General features: G+C 59.5%; 15 protein-coding genes. 1 reads left to right on the top strand and 14 read right to left on the bottom strand.

Annotated features, from left to right (window positions below):
• Window positions 1-35: 35 nt before the first annotated feature.
• The 6 genes from ACTLLP_RS03740 to ACTLLP_RS03715 all read right to left on the bottom strand — a co-directional run bounded on the left by ACTLLP_RS03740 (window position 36) and on the right by ACTLLP_RS03715 (window position 7,789).
• Window positions 36-1,268: an RNA polymerase sigma factor gene (locus ACTLLP_RS03740; RefSeq protein WP_441060881.1), complete on the bottom strand. Its 1,233-nt coding sequence runs from the start codon at window positions 1,266-1,268 to the stop codon at window positions 36-38.
• A 63-nt stretch (window positions 1,269-1,331) separates the two neighbouring features.
• A complete protein-coding gene (locus ACTLLP_RS03735; RefSeq protein ID WP_441060878.1) occupies window positions 1,332-2,954 on the bottom strand; it encodes a TolB-like translocation protein in 1,623 nt (540 codons plus the stop codon).
• 426 nt (window positions 2,955-3,380) lie between these two features.
• The gene (locus tag ACTLLP_RS03730) at window positions 3,381-6,218 is read right to left on the bottom strand and encodes a stalk domain-containing protein (RefSeq protein ID WP_441060876.1); all 2,838 of its coding nucleotides are present in this window, start codon (window positions 6,216-6,218) and stop codon (window positions 3,381-3,383) included.
• Window positions 6,219-6,376: 158 nt separating this feature from the next.
• Entirely contained in the window at window positions 6,377-6,634 is a 258-nt protein-coding gene (locus tag ACTLLP_RS03725; protein ID WP_441060873.1) for a hypothetical protein, read from the bottom strand.
• A gap of 205 nt (window positions 6,635-6,839) precedes the next feature.
• The gene (locus ACTLLP_RS03720; RefSeq protein WP_441060871.1) at window positions 6,840-7,067 is read right to left on the bottom strand and encodes a hypothetical protein; all 228 of its coding nucleotides are present in this window, start codon (window positions 7,065-7,067) and stop codon (window positions 6,840-6,842) included.
• 266 nt (window positions 7,068-7,333) lie between these two features.
• Window positions 7,334-7,789, bottom strand: a complete 456-nt coding sequence (locus tag ACTLLP_RS03715) for a DsrE/DsrF/DrsH-like family protein (protein ID WP_441060868.1) — start codon at window positions 7,787-7,789, stop codon at window positions 7,334-7,336.
• A gap of 396 nt (window positions 7,790-8,185) precedes the next feature.
• Here ACTLLP_RS03715 and ACTLLP_RS03710 point away from each other — a divergent pair, with 396 nt between their 5' ends.
• Window positions 8,186-8,800: a biotin transporter BioY gene (locus ACTLLP_RS03710; RefSeq protein ID WP_441060866.1), complete on the top strand. Its 615-nt coding sequence runs from the start codon at window positions 8,186-8,188 to the stop codon at window positions 8,798-8,800.
• 448 nt (window positions 8,801-9,248) lie between these two features.
• On the opposite strand, the gene plsY is transcribed toward ACTLLP_RS03710, so the two are convergent.
• The 8 genes from plsY to ACTLLP_RS03670 form a co-directional block, all read right to left on the bottom strand.
• Window positions 9,249-9,827 carry a glycerol-3-phosphate 1-O-acyltransferase PlsY gene (gene plsY / locus ACTLLP_RS03705; protein WP_441060863.1) on the bottom strand — a complete coding sequence of 193 codons (579 nt, stop codon included), beginning with the start codon at window positions 9,825-9,827 and terminating at the stop codon, window positions 9,249-9,251.
• Window positions 9,820-11,157, bottom strand: coding sequence for a ribosome biogenesis GTPase Der (gene der / locus ACTLLP_RS03700; protein WP_441060860.1), 1,338 nt, complete (start codon window positions 11,155-11,157; stop codon window positions 9,820-9,822). The genes plsY and der overlap by 8 nt, the downstream gene beginning before the upstream one ends.
• Window positions 11,096-12,466: a DUF512 domain-containing protein gene (locus tag ACTLLP_RS03695; protein ID WP_441060858.1), complete on the bottom strand. Its 1,371-nt coding sequence runs from the start codon at window positions 12,464-12,466 to the stop codon at window positions 11,096-11,098. Before ACTLLP_RS03695 ends, der begins: the two co-directional genes overlap by 62 nt.
• A 79-nt stretch (window positions 12,467-12,545) precedes the next feature.
• Window positions 12,546-13,925, bottom strand: coding sequence for an MFS transporter (locus tag ACTLLP_RS03690; protein WP_441060855.1), 1,380 nt, complete (start codon window positions 13,923-13,925; stop codon window positions 12,546-12,548).
• 105 nt (window positions 13,926-14,030) lie between these two features.
• Window positions 14,031-17,048 carry a type I restriction endonuclease subunit R gene (locus ACTLLP_RS03685; RefSeq protein WP_441060852.1) on the bottom strand — a complete coding sequence of 1,006 codons (3,018 nt, stop codon included), beginning with the start codon at window positions 17,046-17,048 and terminating at the stop codon, window positions 14,031-14,033.
• A complete protein-coding gene (locus ACTLLP_RS03680) occupies window positions 17,045-18,508 on the bottom strand; it encodes a restriction endonuclease subunit S (RefSeq protein WP_441060849.1) in 1,464 nt (487 codons plus the stop codon). Before ACTLLP_RS03680 ends, ACTLLP_RS03685 begins: the two co-directional genes overlap by 4 nt.
• On the bottom strand, window positions 18,505-20,304 hold the full coding sequence (locus tag ACTLLP_RS03675; protein WP_441060846.1) for a GmrSD restriction endonuclease domain-containing protein: 1,800 nt from the start codon (window positions 20,302-20,304) through the stop codon (window positions 18,505-18,507). Before ACTLLP_RS03675 ends, ACTLLP_RS03680 begins: the two co-directional genes overlap by 4 nt.
• Window positions 20,304-22,328, bottom strand: a complete 2,025-nt coding sequence (locus ACTLLP_RS03670; RefSeq protein WP_441060843.1) for a type I restriction-modification system subunit M — start codon at window positions 22,326-22,328, stop codon at window positions 20,304-20,306. The genes ACTLLP_RS03675 and ACTLLP_RS03670 overlap by 1 nt, the downstream gene beginning before the upstream one ends.
• Window positions 22,329-22,460 lie beyond the last annotated feature (132 nt).

Genomic DNA, 22,460 nt, shown 5'->3' with positions numbered 1-22,460 from the left:
GTAGCTGCTTGTCAACCAGTGATCGCTCACGGAAGTTAGCATAGTCGATATATTTTTTTTCCATGTTCGGCCATCACGGAAACCAAAACCTCAGGGCGAGAAGTTCCTTTTGGAACCTTTAACCACAGCGCGTAGCCGGAGGAACCGTCTAAAAAACTCTGCGCTATATAGGCCGAGGCGGGGCTGGAGGCGGCTTCCACAAGAAGCCGGCAACCGAAACGGCTGTGGTAAGCGTGAGTCGGAGCAACTTCGACCGTGGAGCGGCGCGGCTTCGTTTGACCAAACCGTCCAAACCCCGGAAGGTAAGACGTCGCCCCCTTCCAAGGTTTAAGGAAACCGGTCTCAAAATCCCCGTTAACCGGTCCCGGCTGTCGAACCGCTTCGACACCGCCCGAAATGACCCATTCCCGGTGTGGCTCCCGCTGTTCCGTTACCGCCCACAGCCCCGCCGCCGCTGCGGCGATTACTGCCACCGTCGCGGCGGCCGCTGCCTTGTGCAGCCCCAGCCACTCGGCAAGGCGCGCTATCAGGCCCTTGCCGAGTGCTGCCTTCATACCTGCTGCGGTTGCCCCTGTCGCTGCCGCTTCCGCAACCTTCGTGCCCAGGCCCGCCGGCAGCGCCACCAGCGGCAAGAGGCCCAGCCCGTAGTAGCGCTCGCGGTAGGCGGCGGCTGCCGCTTGGCAGCGGGGGCAGCCCTCCAGGTGGGCGGCGACGGCCGGCGGCGCTTCCTCCCCCGCGAGCAGCCGCAGGCATTCCCGGCACGCCGGCGGCGCCTGCGCTCCCGCCACTGCCCGCATCAGCTCCCGTCGCAGCGCCTCGCGCGCCCGGCCGAAGAGGACCCTTTCGTGCGCTGCGGAAACACCTAACGCCCGCGCCGCCGCCTCCCCCGGCAGGCCCGCGGCCCGCAAGATGAGCGCGGCGCGGTAGCGGGGCTTGAGACGCCCCAGCACCTCCCAGACCGCCGCGACCACCTCCCGCTGGGCCAGGTCCTCTGCTGGCGCCGGGCTAGGTGCGGACATTAGGGGAAATTCGGCGGCCGGCGCCAGCCTTTTGCGCCGGCGTAGCTCGTCCAGCGCCGCGTTGGTTGCCACCCGCAGCAGCCAAGCCCGCGGCTGGGATAGAACCGCACCCTTCTGGAGTTCTTCGCAGGCCCGCAGGAAGGCGGTCTGGGTCACGTCCTCTGCTGCTGCCGGGTCGCGCATGATCCGCAGGGCGATGTTGAAGACCTCTGCCCCGAACTGCGCGTAATACTCCTCAAGAACCGTCACGCTCAAAGGCCTCCAGTTTCAGTAAACTATCTTGGTATTTCCAGTAAACTATTGGGGCCAACGCTAAAGCGCGCTGTAAACACTGCCGGTCCCTTTTTCCACCGCGAACCAGCGGAAGGTAGCGGTATGGCTTTCCTCAGGGTGCCTGACCACTTCGTAAACATGCACGATGTAGCGGTCTCCCTCTTCGTGGTCGAAATCGACCCGCGGGTCGCCGCCGTTTTGTTTCACTCGTTCCAAATAGCGCTTCACCGCCGGGTGTGCCCGCACCAATGCCAGGGCCTCGGCCGGCGACTCGACCGGACGGGGCTTCTGCCACGCTGCCGGAGCCCAATTCCGCCCTTCCCCAGGCCCTGTCAACCGGAGGCTTTCCCCCGTTACGAGGTCGAGGAACCAGAGGTCGCCGGTCTCCTGCTTCAGCAGTTCCGGATCCGCCGGCCAGCCATTAGCATAAGCCAGCCCGCGGCAGAAGATAACCCCTCTCCCGTCGGGCGTGAAAGTCGCGTCCGGGTTCGGCAGGGCAAAATACTCCTTTTCCGTTTCATGTTCCGTCCAGACACGGCGCGCCTCTCCGGAGGCAGCATCCGCCACCCAGAGCTCCCACCGCACCACCGGACCGCTTCCGGCAGCGCCCTGCCAGGCGACCGTGCACAGGATGCTGTCGCCGCCGGGGGCAAAGGAAACAACATTAGGCACCAGTTCGTATCCGCCTTCCGCCGGCGGCTCCGGCGTCAGCACCCGTTCCCAGAGGAGCGTCGCCGGGTTCCCGACCCCGCTCGCGAGTGCTTCCTCGTTCAGCCGCCAGAGTGCCAGCTTTACCGACTGCCGCTCCTTTACCTCCGGCCGGTACGGCACCCCTTCGGCGACTGCCAGCAGCTCACCGCCGTCGGTGGCAAAGCTCACCCTGCTTTCGGTTAGGGAGATCTCACCAATCCCTGCCACCTTGCCCGGTTGACTTGTATCCACGTACCACAGCAGCTTCTCCCCGGAGCGCCCAGATCCGAGCACCAGCAAGCCCCACCCGTCAAATACCTGGGCCAGCTGCCTTTCATCCGGATAAAAAGTGAAGTCCTTGCCATACGCGGCGAGCGTTTTCACTCCTCCGCCAGTAGTGACGGCACAGATCGCGGGCTTCAAAGTTCTGTTCGGCTGTGGGCGGAGAGCAATGAAGAAGAGTTCGTCACCCAAAGGAGACCAACAAAAAGCTGTCACCTGCCAGTCTTCCGGCGTCAGCCGCCGCGGCTGGCTCCCTTCGAAGTCCGCCAGGTAAAGCACCGCGCTTTCTTTTCCCGTCTGCTGATCGGTCTGGTGCCGGATCCAGGCCAGGCCCTGCGGCCCCGGCCGCGGACTGGTGTCGGAGGCCGGGGCCGTGGTCACCTGCACCAGACTTTTTTTCGGGATGTCCAACCGGCAAATTGTCATGCTGTTTTTCTTGTCGCGGATAAAGTAGATCCAGCAGGCTGGAAGCTCTGTCTCCTGTCGGGTAGCCTCTTCACCTGCCGGCTGGGGAGGTTGGAGTGCTCCCTGCTGGAGCCTCCCGCTTTCCTGCCGGTTGCAGCCTGACCCGCATAAGAGAAGTGCCGCAAGAATCAGAACAGTCACTACGGCAGTACAGTGGAACTTAGTGCTCTGCCGCCTCCCACCGCCAGCCTGCTTCTTTGCTGAGGAAATTCTCGCTTCCGTCACTTCCTATTCCACTTTTACCCTTTAGACCGCAATAGACGTGCCAAAATCATAAAAAGGAACGACAGGATAAGAAGGACCAGAGCTGTACCAGGTGAGGCTTTTCCCGAGTGAGCAACTGTGAACAGAGTCACCGCCGCCCCTATAGCGCACAGGGCGCCTAAAACGGCAAACAGCCCGGCCAGCACCTTTCTTGTCATTTTTCCTTCCTCCTAATCATCATTTCGTTTCAAGGACCCGCAGTTACTCCCTGTTCAACCTGCCGAACCCGCCCCGAGGTTTGAGAGTCTGCCGGCATTCTAGCCGCCTAACTCCTGTTTGTTTTGCTAGCCCGGCAAGGCGGCCAGGGCTGCGACTGGAGGACGCTCCAGCAGCGCCCTGACCGCCTTCCGGAACCGGGGGTCGGACCTGCCTGCGCAGGGTTGGGTCTCACAAAAGGAGCAACAACACTGCCTGCGCAGCCGGGTCCCACCGAACCCGGTAGCCGAAGCCCTCGGCCACCCAGCGGCCCGGCAGGCACAGCCTGCCGTTCACGATCTCCGGTGCCACATCCATCTGCACCGTTTCCACTGGAAGAATGGCATCCACCTGCTTCTTCATCACCCGGCTGCCTACGGTGAGGTAAAGGATTATGTCACCCTTTCTTAGAGTAACCTCCTGCGTGGTTGGGTCCCAGGTGATGTCCTGGTTACTTACCCCCAGGGCGTTGGCCAGATAGCGCACCGGCACAAAGCTCCGCCCGTCCTTGATGTAGGGGGCCACGTCCGTTGGGGACCTCTGTCCGCCTACCTCGTAGTAGTACTGGCCGATGCGGAAGACCGCCACGGGCTGCTGCTCCGGCGGCACCGGAAGCACTCCAAGCTGTCCGTCGTTCTCGTTGTAGAAGAAGATGCCCACCTTACCGTAGCGGCTGACCATCAGGAAGCCGGGCGTATAGTGCTTGAGGGCAAAGGTCTGCGGGTTCGGCGCGAACTCCGGCTTGGCCCGGCCGTTGACCTCCCACTGCCAGCAGGTGTTGTCAAAGGCGAAGTGGGAGACCTCCACCGGATCGCTCCCGGTGGCCCGCACTTCGACCTGCGGACCGCCCAAACCCTGCACCTCGCAGAGGTCCGCGACAGCTTCAGGCGTTACCCAGTCGTGCGAACCGGTGACCACCACCGCGGTAAGCTGGCCCTCGCTCTCGTTGCCGATGATGAGCCCCACCTTGTCGTTACGGGCAATCATCAACATAAACATCCCTAAACTTGAACGGCCGGCATAGTGGTCAAGGTAATAGTACTTCGGGTTCTCCTTAAACTCCGGTTGCGCCCAGCCGGCCACCTCATCGTGCTGATAGCGCCCGTTCACCCAGAGACCCTCCTCCACCGGGCCGCCGTAGGAGCGCACCTCAAAGCGTTCCCCCTGCCAATTCACCCTTCCAAGTCCCGGCACGTCAAGTCCGCTGAAGGGGCCGCCCTGCAACACTTTGTAACTAAGCTGCCCGTCGTTCTCCCGCAAAAAAACAACGTACACCTTGTCGTGGCGGCCGAGAACTAGAAGGCAGGTGCGGTAGTGGGGCAGGGGAAAATATTGCGGGTTGGCCGTGAACTCCGGCTTCCCCCAGCCGCCCACCTCGGTGTGGAAGTAGTACTGCTTGCCCGGGTCCCAGCCGGCGATGAAGTTGTTCTCCCTGTTCTCGACACCGACCGTGGGGTTGGCAGGCGTGCCGTCGCTGTCGGTAACGAGATAAGAAAACTCTACCGGCTCAGTAGGATCCATAGCCTTCACTTCCAGCACATAGTCCGTCGCCCACCAGAGGTGGTGGTCAGGATTCGGCACCGCAGTCAGGGTGACGAAGGAGGGGTCGTTGATGATCACCTGCCCGGCTACAGGTTCCGGTAAGGGCTCTACTTTGATCACCCGGACGTGCCCCTGGACCGGGTCGGGAAAACCGGGACCGGTGTCCAGGTAGCCGGTGACCCGCGCTTTCTTCCCCAGGAGCTTGGGGAGCTTGTCGTACTCCTCAGGGTGAGCAGGGTCCTTGAGAAGCGCATAGCGGGCGTTTTCAGCGGCAACCTCAAGCCAGAAGGGGTACTCGATGCCCCGCTGCACCAGACCCTCCTTGGTAACCGGCACGGGTGGGGCACCTCCTTCTGAAGGGAGGGAAAGCGCGTAAACTTTGCCGTGCCGATAGTCCCGGGACGTAACCGCAGCGTAAAGCTTTATCCCCGTGCCGGTGTCCACGGCTGCCAGATCCCGCACGGTCTTTCCTATCAGCCCGCAGACAAGGCGCTCCTGAAGGCCGTCTTTGCACTTGACCACGCCGTCGTAGTCTTTTACCCCCATGCCCTCGGTTCCTACGAAAACGGTTTTATCCGTAGCGAAGCGGGGCGAGATGGCGAGGCAGTAGCCGTTTGAGCCAGTTATGCTGATCTTTTCCCACGTTTTGCCGCCGTCCGTTGATTTGAAAAGGTGCCCTCCCCCAACTGCGTAGACTATACGGTCTTGGAGGTAATTGGGAGAAAAGGCCACATCCGTAACCGAGATGCCCTTTAGCGCTGCCACCTGCTCCCAGGTTTTCCCGCGATCCGTAGATCGGTAAAGGCCGTTCTTCTCATAAGAGCCAGTGACTCCGGCAAAAAGGGTGTTGTCCCGGGTAAAATCCGGGGAAACCCCAAGGCACTTAATGTTCAGCGGCGCTCCCGCATGGGTCTGCCAGTGGTAACCGCCGTCAGTGGAGACCAGCAGCCCTTTGGAACCTGCTAGAAAAACGGTTTTATCCTGGGCGAAAGACGGGGAAAAGGCAAGGGCCGAGGCACCGCCTCTCCAAGGTATGTCCACGGTTCCTTCCCATGTCTGTCCACGGTCATGTGATATATAGACCCTGGAAGCGTAGGCCGCAATCAACGTGCCGTCCTGCGCAAAGTCAGGCGAAACCCCCATCGCAGTGACAAACTGGTTTAATATGGGGTGCCAACTGGAGCCTCCATCATAGGAAGCAAAGACGCGGGGGATCGTATCGCTCGCGTTCGGCCGATATGTGACGACAAAAAGCGTCTGATCCTGAGCGAAATTCGGCGAAGCCACCACCTGCCATACGCCGCAGTCGTCAGGGATGTCCGGCCCGATCGATTGCCAGCAGGAACCCTCTTCGCCCTGGCTACGAGAAGTGATATCCCATTCGTGACGTTGAGCTAACGCCGGACCGGCCGGAAGCAGCAGGAACCACACCATAGATACAAACAGAAGAACAGATATCCACCGCAAGCTTTTCCTTTTCGTCCGCACAGCAAGCACCTCCTCATTTCTGTAAATTTGCGGCTCGATCGGACCAATCACCGCTCAATTAACTGATTGCGGTACCACCTCCCTGCCCCGCCCGCAACGGTGTAGAAAAGCCGCCCGGACGGGCAACCCGGTTCTTCTCAGGGTGCCCTTTCTGTAAGTTAAGACGTTTTTTTGTGCCGCAACGTAACACCCGCCGAGAAAAAATTTTTCGCCTTTTGCCTCTTACCTTGGGGTTGGTCGCTTTGTTGGTTTGCCTTTTGGGCTGGCAGGAACTCCTCGACTTTGCGGGGTGTTTTACTCGCTTGGGCGATCTCGAGTTGGTAAAAGTCGCGGCAACCGGTGATCAATTCGCTGATTTTCTCTCCAAAAAGAAGGATCTGGTCCACCAGAGGTTGAATGTCTGAAATGGTTTGCATCGGACCTCGCTCCTCCTTTCAGTCCATGAAAATTGTCTGCAAGGGGCGAGGTCTCCTCCTTCATGAACCTCCTCCGTCACCTACTGAAATTGTACGCTCTCGAAGCCTATCCGGTTTCCCCGGCCCGGAGGTGGTTCACGCATGGAGAGAACGAAGCGCTGCCGTGAACAGTATACCACGGCTGCCGGGTTTGCGCCAGGTGTTTTCAGCGGCGCAGGCACTCCTGGAGCTTCTTCTCCACCAGTTCCTTCAGCGCCTCGGCGGCCCGGCGGCACGCCTTCTGGTAGGAAGCCCAGGAGACGCTTTCCACCGTCAGGGAACCGTCGCCGTCGCGGGCGACGGCGAAGTAGGCGCTGCGCCGGTTCGGATACTCCCTTCTGTCTTCTCTACATCTACTGCACGGGTAGTACCCGGGGGCCACGTGGACGGCCACGGTCAGGCCCGCCTTCTCCAGGGCGGCGAAGGGCAGGACGTAAACGAAAAGCCCCGCCTTAAAGAAAGGGCAGGGCTTTCCTGCTGTAAATTCTCCCCAAAAATGTTGTCAATCCGATTGTCAATCCACGCTGGACGTACCTTTTCGCAAACCGTTGATTCCCAAGGACTCAGTGTACTTTAGAAAGGCTTCAAACCAAGCCCCGCGCGGCCCGGGAAGCCTTGATTTTCCTTAGCTCTCGCCGGGCAAACCTTTAATTAAACCTTTTACACGAAGATATTAATGTCGGCGGCCAGGGCCAGCTTCATATAGCCGGGGGCATCAATGATCTCCACGCCGGGAAGAAACTCTTCCGGTCGGAGCTTCATCATATCCACCGTCATTTGGCAGGCGTAAAGCTTAACCCCTTCTAGCTGGCACATTTCCAGCAGATCCTCCGGCCTGGGAATGCCAGCGTTTTCCTCGGCCATTCGAACCATCATTCTGGTGGCCAGTGCCGGGATTCCTGGGATAACGCCTAAAAGCCCAGGGGGAAAATACTTGGCCTTCTTTATCCCTCCCTTTCGCACCGCGTTGATGCCGTCAAAGGTAAAGAAAAGCGAGGTCTCGGCTCCGGCCCGAACCGCCTGCAGCGCTAGGATAAGGGGAGGGTAAACCCCCTCCAGGGTGTTGCGCGCGCATATAAAGGTGGCCTTTTTTTTCTCGCCCGCCTTCTCTGCCATTTTATCCCTCCTCTTGCTTAATACCCTGTACCCTATCTAAGCATAGCATAGTTTACGTCCAGCCTGTCAAGAGCAAACGGCGCCAGATATAACAGCGATAGCCGCTGGGAAAAGTCCGTTTGCAGCCGGAGTTCCTGAGTTCCGCGACGATACAGGACTGCCGGACTAAACCAAAGAATCCGAGCTCCCCCAGCGACCGGACGCCGAGAAACAGAACGCCTCACGTTGAAGCGACGGTGCCTGGAACCGGGACGGCGGGCAGCCAAACCCGCCCGGGATTCCCCCGCCGGAACCGATCGGCGACAATTGTCAACCCTAAAATGATTAATAGGTTGACAATTAGCAGCCGCACTTATATAATCGGAGCCAAATCCATTTCGCTTGGGAGGGGAAATTTTGCTAACCAGTAGCGCAGAAAAATTAACGGCTTTGCGGGAAAGGATCTTTGACGGCACCAGGAACTCCGCCCTGCCGGTACAAATTCTCCTGGGCTTGCTGGGGGCCGCCTTTATCGGAGTGGCAGCGCAGATAAGAATCCCTCTTCCTTTCACTCCCGTACCTATAACCGGTCAGACCTTCGCCATCCTTTTCCTGGCCCTCCTGCTAGGCACAAGGGCGGGCACTTTGAGCTCTGGCTTTTACGTGTTGCTGGGAACGCTGGGGATTCCCTGGTTCGCTGGCCTCAAAGGAGGATGGAGTGTCTTGGCCGGTCCCACCGGCGGCTACCTCATCGGCTTCATACTGGCCGCGCTGCTGGTAGGTTATCTCTGCGATAACCTGGCCTGGGCGCGGCGGCTCCCGTGGCTAATTGCCGTGCTTCTGGTAGCCAACTTCGTGGTCATTCACGGTTTAGGGGTGTTCTGGCTGGGAATGGCGACCGGCGTGCATAACGTAGCCCAGCTTTTGTTGATGGGCAGCATCCCCTTTATACCCGGCGATCTGCTGAAAATCGCCGCGGCCGCCGGCCTGGGGCGGCTGGTCCTGCCTCAGCCTGCTGAGCCGCGGAGCTAACAGCGAGATTTGCCCCCGGGCCTACCGCCTTATCTGCTGACAATTCTCCCGGGGGAGGGATAAGGCCACAGGTTCGCGCACTATCTCCGGTTTCTCGTCCGCTTCGAGCAACCAGGAGAGACCGCGGTTATGGTGGAAGGAGCAGAGCTCTGCTCCTTCCACCCTTTTTATGGAAAGGGCCGTTGCACCAGAGAACTGATGCCGCTGGAGCTAGAGCTCCGGGTAACAGGCTGAACTTTCCCCCTTCCCCCGGACCCAGGCTGCAAGCGGGTGCCGCGGATCACCGCCCCTTGATCTCCACCAGTGGCCGGCCCTACCCGCGCTCTACAGCAGGTGAGCCCGGAAGCCGCGTCCGAGCTCCGTTCCTGGCCGCCGGCGGGAGCGGGACTTATGCTCCTGGGCCAGTGGCCTTCTGGCCAGCGGGAAGATCTTTAACGCTGAAATGCCTTCACCGGCCGAAGCGGTGCTCCCTTCCTTCCAGGAGGCGGCGGATATTGTCGCGATGCCGGAAGATGATTAGCAGCGCGACCAGGAGGCTGAAGGCGCAAATACCGCGGGAATACCTGAAAGCGCAGGCCAGTATGGGGAGGCTCCCCGCCGCTATAATGGAGGCCAAAGAGACGTAGCGGCCCAAAGCGAAAACGAAGATCCACACGCCTAGAGCTCCCAAAGTAGCCTTGGGGGCCAGGAAGAGGAAAACCCCCAGAGCCGTGGCCACCATTTTCCCTCCCCGGAAGCGCAGGAAGATGGAGAAGGCGTGACCCACCAGAGCCGCGGCTCCGGTTAAAAGGGCGGCGGTAGGACCCAAGCACATCCCCAGGTAAGCGGCCAGAGCTCCCTTGCCCATGTCCCCCACGAAAGCCAAGGTGCCATAAAGGGGCCCTAGCGTCCGCCAGATATTGGTAGCCCCTATGTTGCCGCTACCCCGCTCGAAGATATTGACCCCTTTAAGCCGGGCCAGCAAATACCCAGTGGGAAAAGAACCGATCAAATAGGCCAGAAAGACGAAAAGCAAAAGCTTAAACATTCTTTTCCCTCCTCTCCTTGTGGCGGCGCAGGACGAAGCGTATGGGAGTGCCGGTGAAATCGAAGGCCGCTCGCAATTGGTTCTCTAGGTACTTGCGGTAGTGAAGGGTCATGAGCTCCGGGTCGTTCACCCGCAAGAGAAAGACCAGCGGTCCTACCGCCACCTGGTAAGCCTGGTAGATCCTTAAGCGCTTATCCTTCAACCTAGGAGGGGGGTTGCGTAGCTGAGCTTCCTGCAGAACTTCGCTCAGTTCCTGGTCGCGCACTCGGCGGCGAGTATTGGCCACTGCCCTTTCTATTTCTCCCAGCAACTGTTGCACTCCACGGCGCGCCGTGGCCACGGTAAAAACTACCGGGGCGTAGTTTATAAAGTAGAGTTCCTGCCGCAACGCTGCCAGGTAGCGTGAAGGGTCCTTTTGTTGCGGGGGCACCAGATCCCATTTGTTGACCGCTACGACCACCGCCCGCCCCGCCTCCTCTATAAGGCCAGCGATCCTCTTGTCTTGCAACGTCACCCCTTCCACTGCGTCCAGCACCAGCACCGCGGCGTGGGCCCGACGCAGTGCTCGGCGGGCCCGCCAGGCGCTCTGCCGCTCCGACTCAGCCTCGATCCGGCTGCGTCGCCTAAGCCCCGCCGTGTCGATTAGCAGGTAAGGACGCCCTTTCCACGTGAAGGGAGTATCTACCGCATCCCTGGTGGTACCCGGGATCTCGCTAACGATCACTCGCTCTTCCCCTAAGATGGCATTTACTAAGGAGGACTTGCCTACGTTGGGGCGACCCACCAGGGCCACAGTCACCGCCTCCTCCTCCGCTCCCACCGCTGCCCCCGAAGGGAAATGCGCCACGATCGCATCCAGCAAATCGCCGATATTAAGCCCTTGAGCCGCCGACACCGGCACCGGTTCGGCCCCTAGGCCCAGGGCGTAAAATTCAGAAAGCGCCGGTGGAGGATCAAAGGTATCCACTTTGTTGACCACCAAGACCACCGGTTTGCCGATCCGCCGAACCAGGAAAGCAATTTCCCGATCTTCAGAAGTTATACCTGCCCGGTAGTCCAATACCAGCAGCACCAGGTCGGCCTCCGCCAGCGCCTGCTCTACCTGGCGTCTGATGGCCGCTTCCAAAGGATCGGAAGGACTCTCCACCACTCCCCCGGTGTCCACCAGCACGAACTCGCACCCGCACCACTCCACTTCCCGGTAGAGGCGATCGCGGGTTACTCCTGGTTCGGCCTCCACTATGGCCACCCCTTTCCCCACCAGGCGGTTAAATAGGGTGGACTTGCCCACATTGGGGCGCCCCACTATCACTACAACAGGTTTTCCCACCCTTTCCCGCCTCCTTTCGCTGCTTTCCGGTCAGTAATCTTACCAACTCCTCCGGCGTCCCGGCCGCCTCCACCCGGCAGCCCAACTCCACCGCCAATTCCTCCAGTCCAACGTCATCCAGAAAGAGGCGCCCTTCTTTTAAAGCCACCCCCGGTACCACAACCAGATCGGAAAAGAAGCCGCGCGATCGCAACGCCCTTTTGACGTCACCCCCCGTCAGAAGCCCGGCCACGGTCACGGTAGGCCCCCAAAATTCGTTCTCCACCGCCACCAACTCTACCTCCAGCCCACTTATCTTATTCAGACGGGCCACCACTGGTTCTAAAAGACCCTTCGCCAGCATCCCGGTGACGATGACCGCTCGAAGGGGCGAAGCCTCCCGGGGAAGCCGAGCCCGCACCCTCGCCCAGCGGGAGAGAAACCGCCGTGCCAAGCCTACCCCGTTCTCCAATAGAGGGAAACCCTCGTAAGCAGCAGTGGAAGGAAAGGGTAACCGGGCCAGGAGGTAGATTTCGTCGGCCGCGTATACCAGCCTGGTGCCGAGCTCCCGGCAAAACCTCCGCTGCCAGGAATGCAGCTTTTCCAGGAACTCTGCCGCCTCCGCCCGGGAAACGGGGCGCAGAGGGTAAAGCCCCTGCCGATACCGGGTGAGGCCCACCGGAACCACGGCAATGGAAGCCACAGCGGGGTATAAAGTGGCTAGATCCTTCACCGTCCGTTCGAGCTCCGGCCCATCGTTGATTTCCGGGCAAAGAACTATCTGGGTGTGCAGGGTTATGCCCCCTGCGGCCAGGAATTTTAGCTGCTCCATGATAAGCCTGGCGCGGGGGTTGCCCATAAGCTTCACCCTGAGCTCCGGGTTGGTGGTGTGCACGGAAATGTAAAGCGGGCTTAGCCGCTGCTTGACAATACGCTCGAGATCCCGCCGGGTGCAGTTGGTCAAGGTGATGAAGTTCCCTTCCCAAAAGGAAAGGCGGTAGTCGTCGTCCTTAAAAGTCAGCGAGGAGCGCAGGTCCGGAGGTTGCTGGTCCACAAAACAAAAGAGGCAGCGGTTGGCACAGCAGCGAATGGAGCCAAAAGGACGCGTGAAATCCAGCCCCCAGGGCAAACCGAACTCCTCCAGCTCCAGGACCAGCTTATGCTCCCAGCGCTGCAGTTGCAACCACTTTCCGGAAGAGGCGTAGAAATAGAAGTCTATTATGTCTCGCAGCGGGTGCTCGTCCACTTTAAGGAGGCGATCTCCCGGCTGTATTCCCAGCCGAGCCCCCCCCTTAGCCGGATCGACGAAACAAACCTCCAGGCCCTCCAATACGCTCGCACGCCTCCCGACAAAACTTCAATCCCCAAAATAACAGAAACCGACAGCCAAAGCAAATAGCGACGCGCGGTTATAGGCGGGGTTCGGGAGCAGGAAGCTTGGTCCAGAGGCAAGCGACCGTCGCCATAAAAGAAACCAGGGCCGCAGCCATATAAGCCCGGTGCAAGCTGCTCAGAAAAAAAGAAGCCCTGGTTTCCAGGATGGCGCTGGCCATAGCAATACCCAGCACCATTCCTACGCAGCGGGTAGCCGAAAGCACCCCAGCGGCGATACCCAAGCGGAGGCGGGGAACAGATCCCATAATGGCGCTGTTATTGGGGGACTGGAAAAGCCCTGTACCGAGACCAAAAAGACCTAGGTGCCACGCCACCACCCCGGAAGAAAAATGGGTTTCCACTAACCCCAGCAGCAAAGCGGCCACCGTGCACAGCAAAGAACCGGTAAAAGCCAGCCCTCGCTGCCCTATCCGGTCGGAAAGCGCCCCGGCCACCGGCGCCACCACCAGCACCGTCAAAGGAAAAGCGGTCATGATCACCCCTGCCCGGCCGGCAGTAAATCCCATCGCCTGCTGCAAAAGAAAAGGAGTAGAAAAAACAATTACATACTGCGTCATAAAGTTGAGCAGCGTCGCCAAGTTGCCGAAAGCGAAGACCTTGATCCGGAAAAGCGATACCTCCAGCATGGGCTCGGGGACCCGCTTCTCTAGGTTCACAAACCACAGCAGCAACAGCGCGGCGGCACTTCCCAGCACCCAAACCGGCCAGGACCAATCGCAAGCCTGGCCCCGGCTGGTAGCCAGAAGCAGCAGTCCCAACCCGACGAAGGCCAGTGCCGCCCCGGCCCAATCGAAATGCTGCTTGGCTTCGGCAGGAAACTCGGGCAGCAATCGCCTGCACCACAGGTAGGAAGCGATACCGATGGGCACATTGACAAAAAAGATCGAGCGCCAACCCAAGGTCTCGGTGAGCAGCCCCCCCAGACTGGGACCCAAGGCCAGGCCCAGAGCCACCACCATTCCGTTTAACCCCAGAGCTCGCCCTCGCTCCTGAGTAGGGAAAACGGCGGTGATAATCGCGGGAGCCATGGCCATTGTCATGCCCGCTCCCGCCGCTTGCAATATGCGTAGCAGAATGAGACCTGTAAGGTTAGGAGCCAAGCCGCAGAGGGAAGAAGCAGCCACAAAACTTAAAAGTCCAGCCAAGAAAACCTTCCTGAAACCTAATATATCGCCCAGGCGCCCGAAAGCCAGCATCAAGCTTCCCAAAACCAGTAGATAACCCATCGAAACCCACCCGATGGACGCTGGATCAACGCCAAAATCGTGAGCCATGGCCGGGAGGGAAATATACACCACGCTGGCATCGATGGGCCCCATAATAGTGCCCAGGAGCACCGCGGCAAGAATCCGCCAGCGCCTAGCCAAAACCTGCTCACCTAGCGCGTCCAGCAACTTAGAGCACCTCAAGCGGTTAATTAAAAAATTTAACTTTCCAATGGATTATAAACTTACCTCTGCCAACCGTCAACGCCTCACCAATGCAAAGGTTTCCAGAAATCAGGAACCACTAGGTTCGCCGTAAGTCAATGCGAACACCGTATCGGTCAGCCAGCGCCTGAACGACTCGTTGTCGCTGAACTGCTTAAAGAGTTCAGTGTCATCCTTGAGCAGCGCGTTCATTACCCGAGCGAGAGCCTTGTCGTGCTCGATGCGTGCGTTCTGTTTGTCGGAATGCTTGCACGCGTTCTGATAGGCGGTGTCAGCCGCCACCTGCGCGGGGATCTCCTCGGTGATGAGTCTTCGCACCCTATCGGCGTCAGTCCAGGGAATATTGCCCCACAGGTCATTGAAAGCCTTAATGATGTTGGAGAGGCGGTCGAGCTCCAGCTCGGGCTTGCGCCCGCCCCCGGTAGCGGGGATCGGTTCGATCTCGGCATCGGCATCGGCGAGCGCGATCCTCATAGTTGCCTGTTTTTCGATCCGGTAGCTGTCCATGTCAATAGCCTCGAGAACACCTTTGGAAAGGTCTTCTTCTTTAGGCGCTGGCAGCTTGGGCACCAGGAACTCGAGGAAGATAGATAGCTTCTCCCACCCGGCGTTGGTGTAAGGGAGAATCGAAGCCAAAAAGTTGTAGGTGCGGAGAAACGCCTTGGCTTTGCTCTTGAAGTCGATCTGACTGTCCTCGTCGAGGTGCTCCACGTAGGCGGCAACGCAGGCGTCGAGGATCGGGTCGAGCCGGTCGCGGTCGGCGCCGTCCAGATACAGCTGTACCAGTTTATCCACCTCATCCGGCGCGTACACCTGGTACCCGTCAAGGTCGGCCTTGAGGTCATGCAGCTTGTTGGGGTCGGTCTCGTCGGCGAGGAGGGTCGTCCGGTAGTAGGGCTCGAAAGCCTTGCGGATCGTCTCCGGGTCGTTGACAAAATCGAGAATAAAAGTGTCGTGCTTCTGGGGGTGGGAGCGGTTGAGGCGCGAAAGCGTCTGCACCGCCTTGACCCCGGAGAGCACCTTGTCCACGTACATCGTATGCAAAAGCGGTTCGTCGTAGCCGGTCTGAAACTTATCGGCGCAGATCAAAAACCGGTACGGGTCCTCCCGGATCTTATCGGCGATCTGGCTTGAGGGAAAGCCGTTGAGGCTGGCCTCGGTGACCTTGACCCCGCCGTATTCATGTTCGCCCGAGAAAGCAACGATGGCGCGGTAAGGACTCTTGCGTTCCGCCAGATACGCCTTAAAGGCGTGGAAGTATTGAATAGCGCGCTCGACGCTGCCAGTCACCACCATGGCCCGCGCCTGGCCGCCGATCTTGCCCTTGGCGATCACCTGCTCGTGAAAGTGGTCCACCATGATCTCGGCTTTGAGCCGGATAGCGTGCTCGTGATTCTCGACGAAGCGGCGCAGCTTCTTTTGCGCCTTTTTGACGTCGAATTCCGGGTCGTCCTCGATGGTCTTGATGAGCTTATAGTAACTCTTGACCGGCGTGTAGTGGGCCAGCACATCCAGGATGAACCCTTCCTGAATGGCCTGCTTCATGGTGTAGCTGTGAAACGGCCGGTGCTTGACCGTGCCATCGGGCTGCGGGTCGGGTTCACCGAACATCTCGAGCGTTTTGTTCTTAGGGGTGGCGGTGAAGGCGAAGTAACTGGCGTTCGGCAAAAGCTTCCGGGCCTCCATAAGCCGGTTGATCTGGTCTTCGAAGGTCTCGTCTTCACCCTCGGCACCAGCTTCGGACAGAGCCATGCTCATCTTGGCCGAGGTGCGGCCGCCCTGGCTCGAATGCGCCTCGTCGATGATGATGGCAAAACGGCGCCCCCGGTGCTCGTTGCCAATCTCGTCGAGGATGAACGGGAACTTTTGCAGCGTCGTGATGATGATCTTCTTGCCCTCCTCGATGAAGCGCCGCAGGTCGCCAGAATGCTCGGCGTGCCCCACCGTGGCGCTCACCTGGGCAAACTGCTTGATCGTTTCCCGGATCTGCTGGTCCAGGATGCGCCGGTCGGTCACCACGATAATGGAATCGAAAACGGGTCTTCCGTCCCTCGCCAGGCCAATCAACTGATGGGCCAGCCAGGCGATGGAGTTGGACTTGCCGCTGCCGGCGGAATGCTGGATCAAATAGCGCCGGCCCACGCCGTGCGCCGCCGCGTCCGCCAGGAGTTTCCGCACCACGTCGAGCTGGTGATAGCGGGGGAAGATCTGCCGCCGCCGTTTCTTGCCGGTCTTGAGGTCTTTCTCCTCGACGAGTTGAGCGTAGTTTTCGAGGATGTCGGTCAGGCTCTCCCGGGTGAGAACCTCCCGCCACAGGTAATCGGTCTTGAGCCCGTACGGATTGGGCGGATTGCCCGCGCCGTCGTTGTAGCCTTTGTTGAAAGGCAGAAACCACGACTCCTTGCCTTTAAGGTGCGTGCAGAACCACACCTCGTTGTCATCCACGGCGAAGTGCGCCACGCAGCGGCCTAGCTCGAAAAGCTTCTCGCGCGGGTTGCGGTCGCGCCGGTACTGCTCGATGGCGTCATGGACCGTCTGTTTGGTGAGACGGTTTTTGAGCTCGAAGGTGAAAACCGGCAGGCCGTTAATAAAGAGTACCAAATCCAGCGCCCGCTGCGTCTCGTCGCGGCTGTAGCGGAGCTGGCGTGTGACGGTGAAGCGGTTCTGCTCATAGAGCGCCCGCGCTTGCTCATTTCCGGGAGAAGGCGTGCCGTAGAAGAGCTCGATGTGGTACGGGCCGTGCTGAATACCGTTTCGGAGCACGTCCACCACGCCGCGCTTGCTCACCTCGCCCTGAAGGCGCGCCAGAAACTTGCGCCGCGTGGGGCTGTCGTGATCCAGATCGAGCGCTTCGGCCACTTCGGGCTGCGTGGAGCGCAGAAAGGCTGTAAGCTGAGCCAGATCGACGCAGTACTCCCGGTCGTAGTCGGCCGGATCGCCGGGGAGCCAACCCACACCGCCGTAGGGCGCTGGCGTCTCGGCAACGACCGCCGGAGTGCCGGCCGGCCGGGGCGTGCAGTCACTGCCCGTCAGCGCCCGGCAGATCAACGTTTCGAGCCCGGCTTCGCTCATGTCGGTGAATTTCATACGGTGACCTCCTCCTCGGAGGGGGTTTCCTCCGTCCCTTCCTCGATCGCCCCGCCTTCCTCTGGAGCTTCCAGATCCGTAAACTCATCTGAATCTTCCTCGCTCCCGGCTTCTTCTTCCGGCAGCCGCGCCGCTACCTCGCGCACATCCACCTTTCCGGTGACCACGTCGGAAATGAGGCGGGTACGGTATTCGCGCAGGAGCTCTATCGCGCGGCGGGCGGCAGAGATGGCCGCATCGATCTTGGCCGTCTGGTCGTCGAGGTAATCGACGATGGCGGTTTGTTCGGGGAGGGTGGGAAGTGGAAACAGCATTGCCCCGACGAACGTCCAATCGGCCCGGGGCATCTTGGCACCGTAAGTTGAGCTGTTTACGAAATCAATAGCTGGTGCCGATCGCAGAACCACCTCTAGATAGTGGGGTGCAACAACGGGCCTTGCGCGCAAGACAAAAAACTCTCCAACGCAGACGCCACTCTGTTTGGGACGAACAACCTTAGCAAGATACGGCCTGAGCTTTCCGAAAAGAACATCCCCGGCTCGGAAGCGCTTCACTTGACTATCAAATTGTGCTTCTCCGGATGGCACCAGAAGGCGACCTGTCCAACTCTCAACGTGCTCCAATGCGATGTAGAGATCCTCATCGTTCTTGGTACTCGTCTGTTCGTTGATGTGATCGACTGCCGTCTTAAGCCGCCGCACCTCCCAATGCGCCGGCACATCGCCCAGCCACTCCACGCCGGAGGGTTTGTAGGCGGGGTAGGGCTTACCCGTGCGGACATCTATTTTCCCAGTGACGGCCTGGTGGATGAGGGCCTGTTTGTATTCCTCCAGCAGTTTGATCCGGCGTTGCCGTGCCCGGATCACCCGCCGGATCCGCCAGTCCATGTAATCAAGGAAGCGGACGATGGCGGTTTGTTCGGGGAGAGGGGGGAGGGCAACAACGGCACTGCCGAGGATTTTACCATTTAAGTTTCCAAGTCCCGTAGTAGTCGTCGATTGAAACACAAGCTGTTCACGCCCCATTGGTGAATTAAGGTAGTACCAAACCAGTTTCGGATCTGTGTTCTCGCCGAGGCGAAGACGTTGCATGAAGTTCGAAAAAGCACAACCGAGGGCCGCAACTTCCTCAGTTACCAGACTAGTTTTCCCGATGTGGTCAGCACTACCACTGGATTTAGTTACAACAAGATCACCTACTTGGAGCAAGTATGCTTCTCTCTCCACATCAGAGAGACGCAGTCTCGCTGGATTTTCAATCTTCCAACCACCTGAAACTGTTTGTTCAGTGGAACGAAGAACAATCGTGCCGACTGGGTCATGATGATCACGCCAGATACCGGAATCGTTCTTAACGAGCCTTGACTTCAGCCTACAAGTCTCCCAATGCGCCGGCACCTGGCCCAGCCATTCCACGCCGGAGTCTTTGTAGGCGGGGTAGGGTTTGAGCTCCTCGATCACCCCAGCACCTCGAACCAGCGTTTGATGCGAAGGGACATGAGCCTGCGCCGCTCAGCAAGGAAAGTTTCGTAGTCCGGTACTTGGCCATCGAGCAGGCTAGTGGGCAGACAGTTTTCCTCGAAGTTTTGCCGCAAAATCTCGGGGTCGGTGATGCCTCCGTAGCGCTTGGGGCCGCCGTTCACCTGCTCAGCGATCTCCTTGAAGTAGACTTCGGGTGGCTTGTCGCCGATAGCGATGTTGATTTCGCTTTGCGCCATGACGAAGTTGGCGATTTGGTTGTAGCGGCCGCGGCTTAGCCCTTGCTTTTGGAGATACTTGCGCGGGAAGATGTGATGCTTGTCGCCACGGTTGAGCAAGAGGTCGCGAACAGTGATGTTTGTGGAAAGGAACCCCTTGTCGCCAAGCCGTGCCTGGGCGGCCAGATAGGCGATGAAGTACGGCGACTGCGCCGAGGAGGTTTCCATCAGCTGCGGCAGCATTCCGGTCCAAAACGTTGGGGGCAGTTCGTTTTCGATGACCGTCTCCACATACTGGGTGATGCCTTGTGCATCGATCTGGCGGATGTCGTAGTCAAAGGTCGTCTCCGGGTTGCCGGTATAGCGACCGGTAAGGATCGACATCACGTACCAGCGGCGTACTAGGCGCTCCAGCTCGTCCGCCGGAACGCCCTCGCGTCGACCCCGAAGATATAGGATGTAGGCAAAGTTAACTGCGTTGCGCGAGGTGATAAGATCACCGGTGACAAAGCCAGCCGACCGTAGGATCATAGTCAGGCGATCGAAGTGGGTCCTGTTTATGAATGCGAGGATACCGGATTTGAGCTTGGCAAAGGACTCCTCCGCGATGGCTTCCTCGTACTGCTTGGTCTCAAAATTGCGCCCCGAAAGTAGCGCTACCAAGTCCTGCAGTCGGCCGCGACCAAACTCGAAAGTGAACGCCACGCGCAGCATGTCGGCGTAGGTGGGATCGTAAAGGTCGTCGTTGACGTCCTTGAGCCAGCGCATGGCCGGCCAGAACTCGGACTTAGCAAACTCCAGATCGCTCTTTTCGATCTTCGAGGCGAATTCGGGAGCGACCGCGAGGTGGCAGAAGTAGTCAATCGCCTTGCGTAGCAGATTGCCGCCGTATTTTTCGTTGACGGCAATCTTGGACATGGCGAAGTCGGCTTGCGAGAGTTCAACGCCGGCGGAGTTCACGCGGATGAAGATCTCGGTGACCGTTTCTATGTCCAGATCTTCGGCTAGCTCGATCACCCCAACGTGGTTGTTGACAATCTTGCCAAGCCTTTGGAGCGCTTTGCCGATGGTTTTGCGATCGGCGCCCGGGTTTTTCGCAACGTAGTCCTCGGTGAGATCGATTAGATCGGCCTCCGGGCTGAATAGGACTGAGATGTCTTCGATCCAAGCTGGATTCTTAGCGATAGCCGGGTTACTGACTTCGAAGCGTTCCTCCACCGGGTGAAAGGCAATGCGGATCCGGACGGTATCGTAGTCTTTGGTGATCACTTCGCGACCTAGCAGGGCGGCCATCAGCGCCGTGATCCGCTGCTGGCCATCGATCAAAATGCGCTTGCCGGCAGAGAGGCTACCGTCCTTAAGCTTGACTGTCGGGTTGCGCCAGGTAATCAGATAGCCCACCGGATAGCCACGGTAAAGCGAGTCAAGCAAGTTGCGCACCTTGGTGGCATCCCAGACGAAAGGACGTTGAATTTCTGGTATGGCGATCTCGCCGGATTTCACCCAGGCCAAAATGGTTTCGATAGGATGGGGGGTGACGGAATAGCGTTGTGTAGACATCAGTAAGTTCCTCCCAAAATCTCCTTCAACAACCCCTCGGCCTCCTTCTCCACCGCCAGCAGATCCGCCCGGATTTCCTCCAGAGTGCGCAGGGCCTTCGGCTTATAAAAGTACCGGTTGAAGTTGATCTCGTAGCCGACCTTGACACTCGTGGGGTCGTACCAGGCGTCCGGAGCATAGGGCAGGACTTCGCGGCGCAAAAAGGTCTCGATGGCCGCGCGCGCATCGATCGGGCTCGGCAGGTAGCCGGGCTCATGGCATTTCTGGCATTCGAGGAAGGGGATCTGCTCGCTGTCGCGGAGCTCCGTGTCCGGCTCGTACTCCACCACCCGAGGTTTGCCGTGAATGGTGACCTCGAACAGGCCGCGCAGCGGATCGGGCGCGGTGCCGGGTTTGTGGATTTTCTTGATCACCGGTGGCGCGTCTTCGGCGCGCTCGGCCGTTTCCCGAAGCGCCTTGATCTCCCTGGGGCTATAAGCGCGCTCGGGGTCGATACCTTTGAGGCGCAGGGGGCGCTCCACCGTCACCTTCCAGTAGCCGAAGGCCGCGTTGGGGAAGATCTTGGACTGCTCGGTCTCCTCAAATTTGATGAAGGTATCAACAATGCGACGGATGTCCTCTTCGGACAACTCGCAGTTCTTCTTGCCCAGGTTCTTGCGCAGGGGCTTGTACCACTGGGTGGCATCGATGAGTTGCACGCGGCCTTTGCGGTGCTCAGGCTTCCTGTTTGTGAGCACCCAGACGTAGGTGGCGATGCCGGTGTTGTAAAACATATTGAGCGGCAGGGCGACGATGGCCTCAAGCCAGTCGTTCTCGATGATCCAGCGGCGGATGTTGCTCTCGCCCTGGCCCGCGTCCCCCGTAAAGAGCGACGAGCCGTTGTGCACCTCGGCGATGCGGCTGCCGAGCGGGGTGTCGTGCTTCATCTTGGAGAGCATGTTCACCAGGAACATCATCTGGCCGTCGCTCACGCGGGTGACGAGCGAGAGCTCCTCGCCCCGGTGCTGCACGACAAAGCGCGGGTCCTTGATGCCGGACTTGCCACCCATGCGTTCCAGGTCGCTCTTCCAACTCTTCCCGTAGGGCGGGTTGGAAAGCATGAAGTCGAAGGTGCAGCCGGGGAAGGCGTCGTTGGATAGGGTCGAGTGCTCCGGTCCGCCGACGATGTTGTCGGCGGCGTCGCCCTCACCCTTAAGCAAAAGGTCGGCTTTGCAGATAGCGTAGGTCTCGGCGTTGATTTCCTGGCCGAAGAGGTGCACCGAGACCTGTTTGCCGCGTTCTTTAGCCAGCTGCAGGAGGGTTTCCTCGGCCACCGTGAGCATCCCACCCGTGCCGCAGGCGCCGTCGTAGAGCAGGTAGGTACTATCCTGAAGCTGGTCGGCGATGGGCTCGAAGATAAGGCGGGCCATCAGCCTCACGGCGTCGCGCGGGGTCCAGTGCTCGCCGGCTTCTTCGTTGTTTTCCTCGTTGAAGCGGCGCACCAGCTCCTCGAAGATGGTGCCCATGGCGTGGTTATCGAGGCCCGGTAGTCGAACGCTGCCGTCGCTTGCCAGGACCGGCTCGGGACTCAGGTTGATGGACGGGTCGAGGAACTTTTCGATGAGCGTGCCCAGGGCGTCGGCCTTGGCCAGGCGTGGGATCTGGTTGCGAAACTCAAAGTTGTCGATGATCTCCTGCACGTTGGGCGAGAAGCCGTCAAGATAAGCGCGAAAATCCGCCTCCAGCTGCTGCCGATTGGTGCGCGCCTTGAGGTCGCGTAGCGTGAAGGGCGAGGTGTTGTAGAAGGCTTGGCCGGAGGCCTGGCGGAGAGCGGCGTCCTGTTGAACGATTCCCGCCCTGTCTAGTTTGGCCTTCATTTCCAGCACCGCCTGTTTGGTGGGCTCCAACACCGCGTCCAGCCGGCGAATCACGGTCATCGGGAGAATGACGTCGCGGTATTTGCCGCGCACATAGAGGTCGCGCAGCACGTCGTCAGCGATGCCCCAGATAAAGTTGGTGATCCAGGTGAGTTGTCCGTTTTCCATGCCAGATTGCCTCCAGAGAAGTCGCGTATTTTCTACTGAATGCTGGCACACTTAGGCCATGCCAAGAAGCAGATAGCACGCGCCGTGCAGAGGCCATCATAGCCAATATTCCAAACCCGTGATGTTAGATAG

The sequence above is a fragment of the Desulfothermobacter acidiphilus genome, assembly GCF_052073645.1.
GTDB classification, from domain to species: domain Bacteria; phylum Bacillota; class Desulfotomaculia; order Desulfotomaculales; family Ammonificaceae; genus Desulfothermobacter; species Desulfothermobacter acidiphilus.
This window is presented reverse-complemented; position numbering and strand designations above follow the sequence as displayed.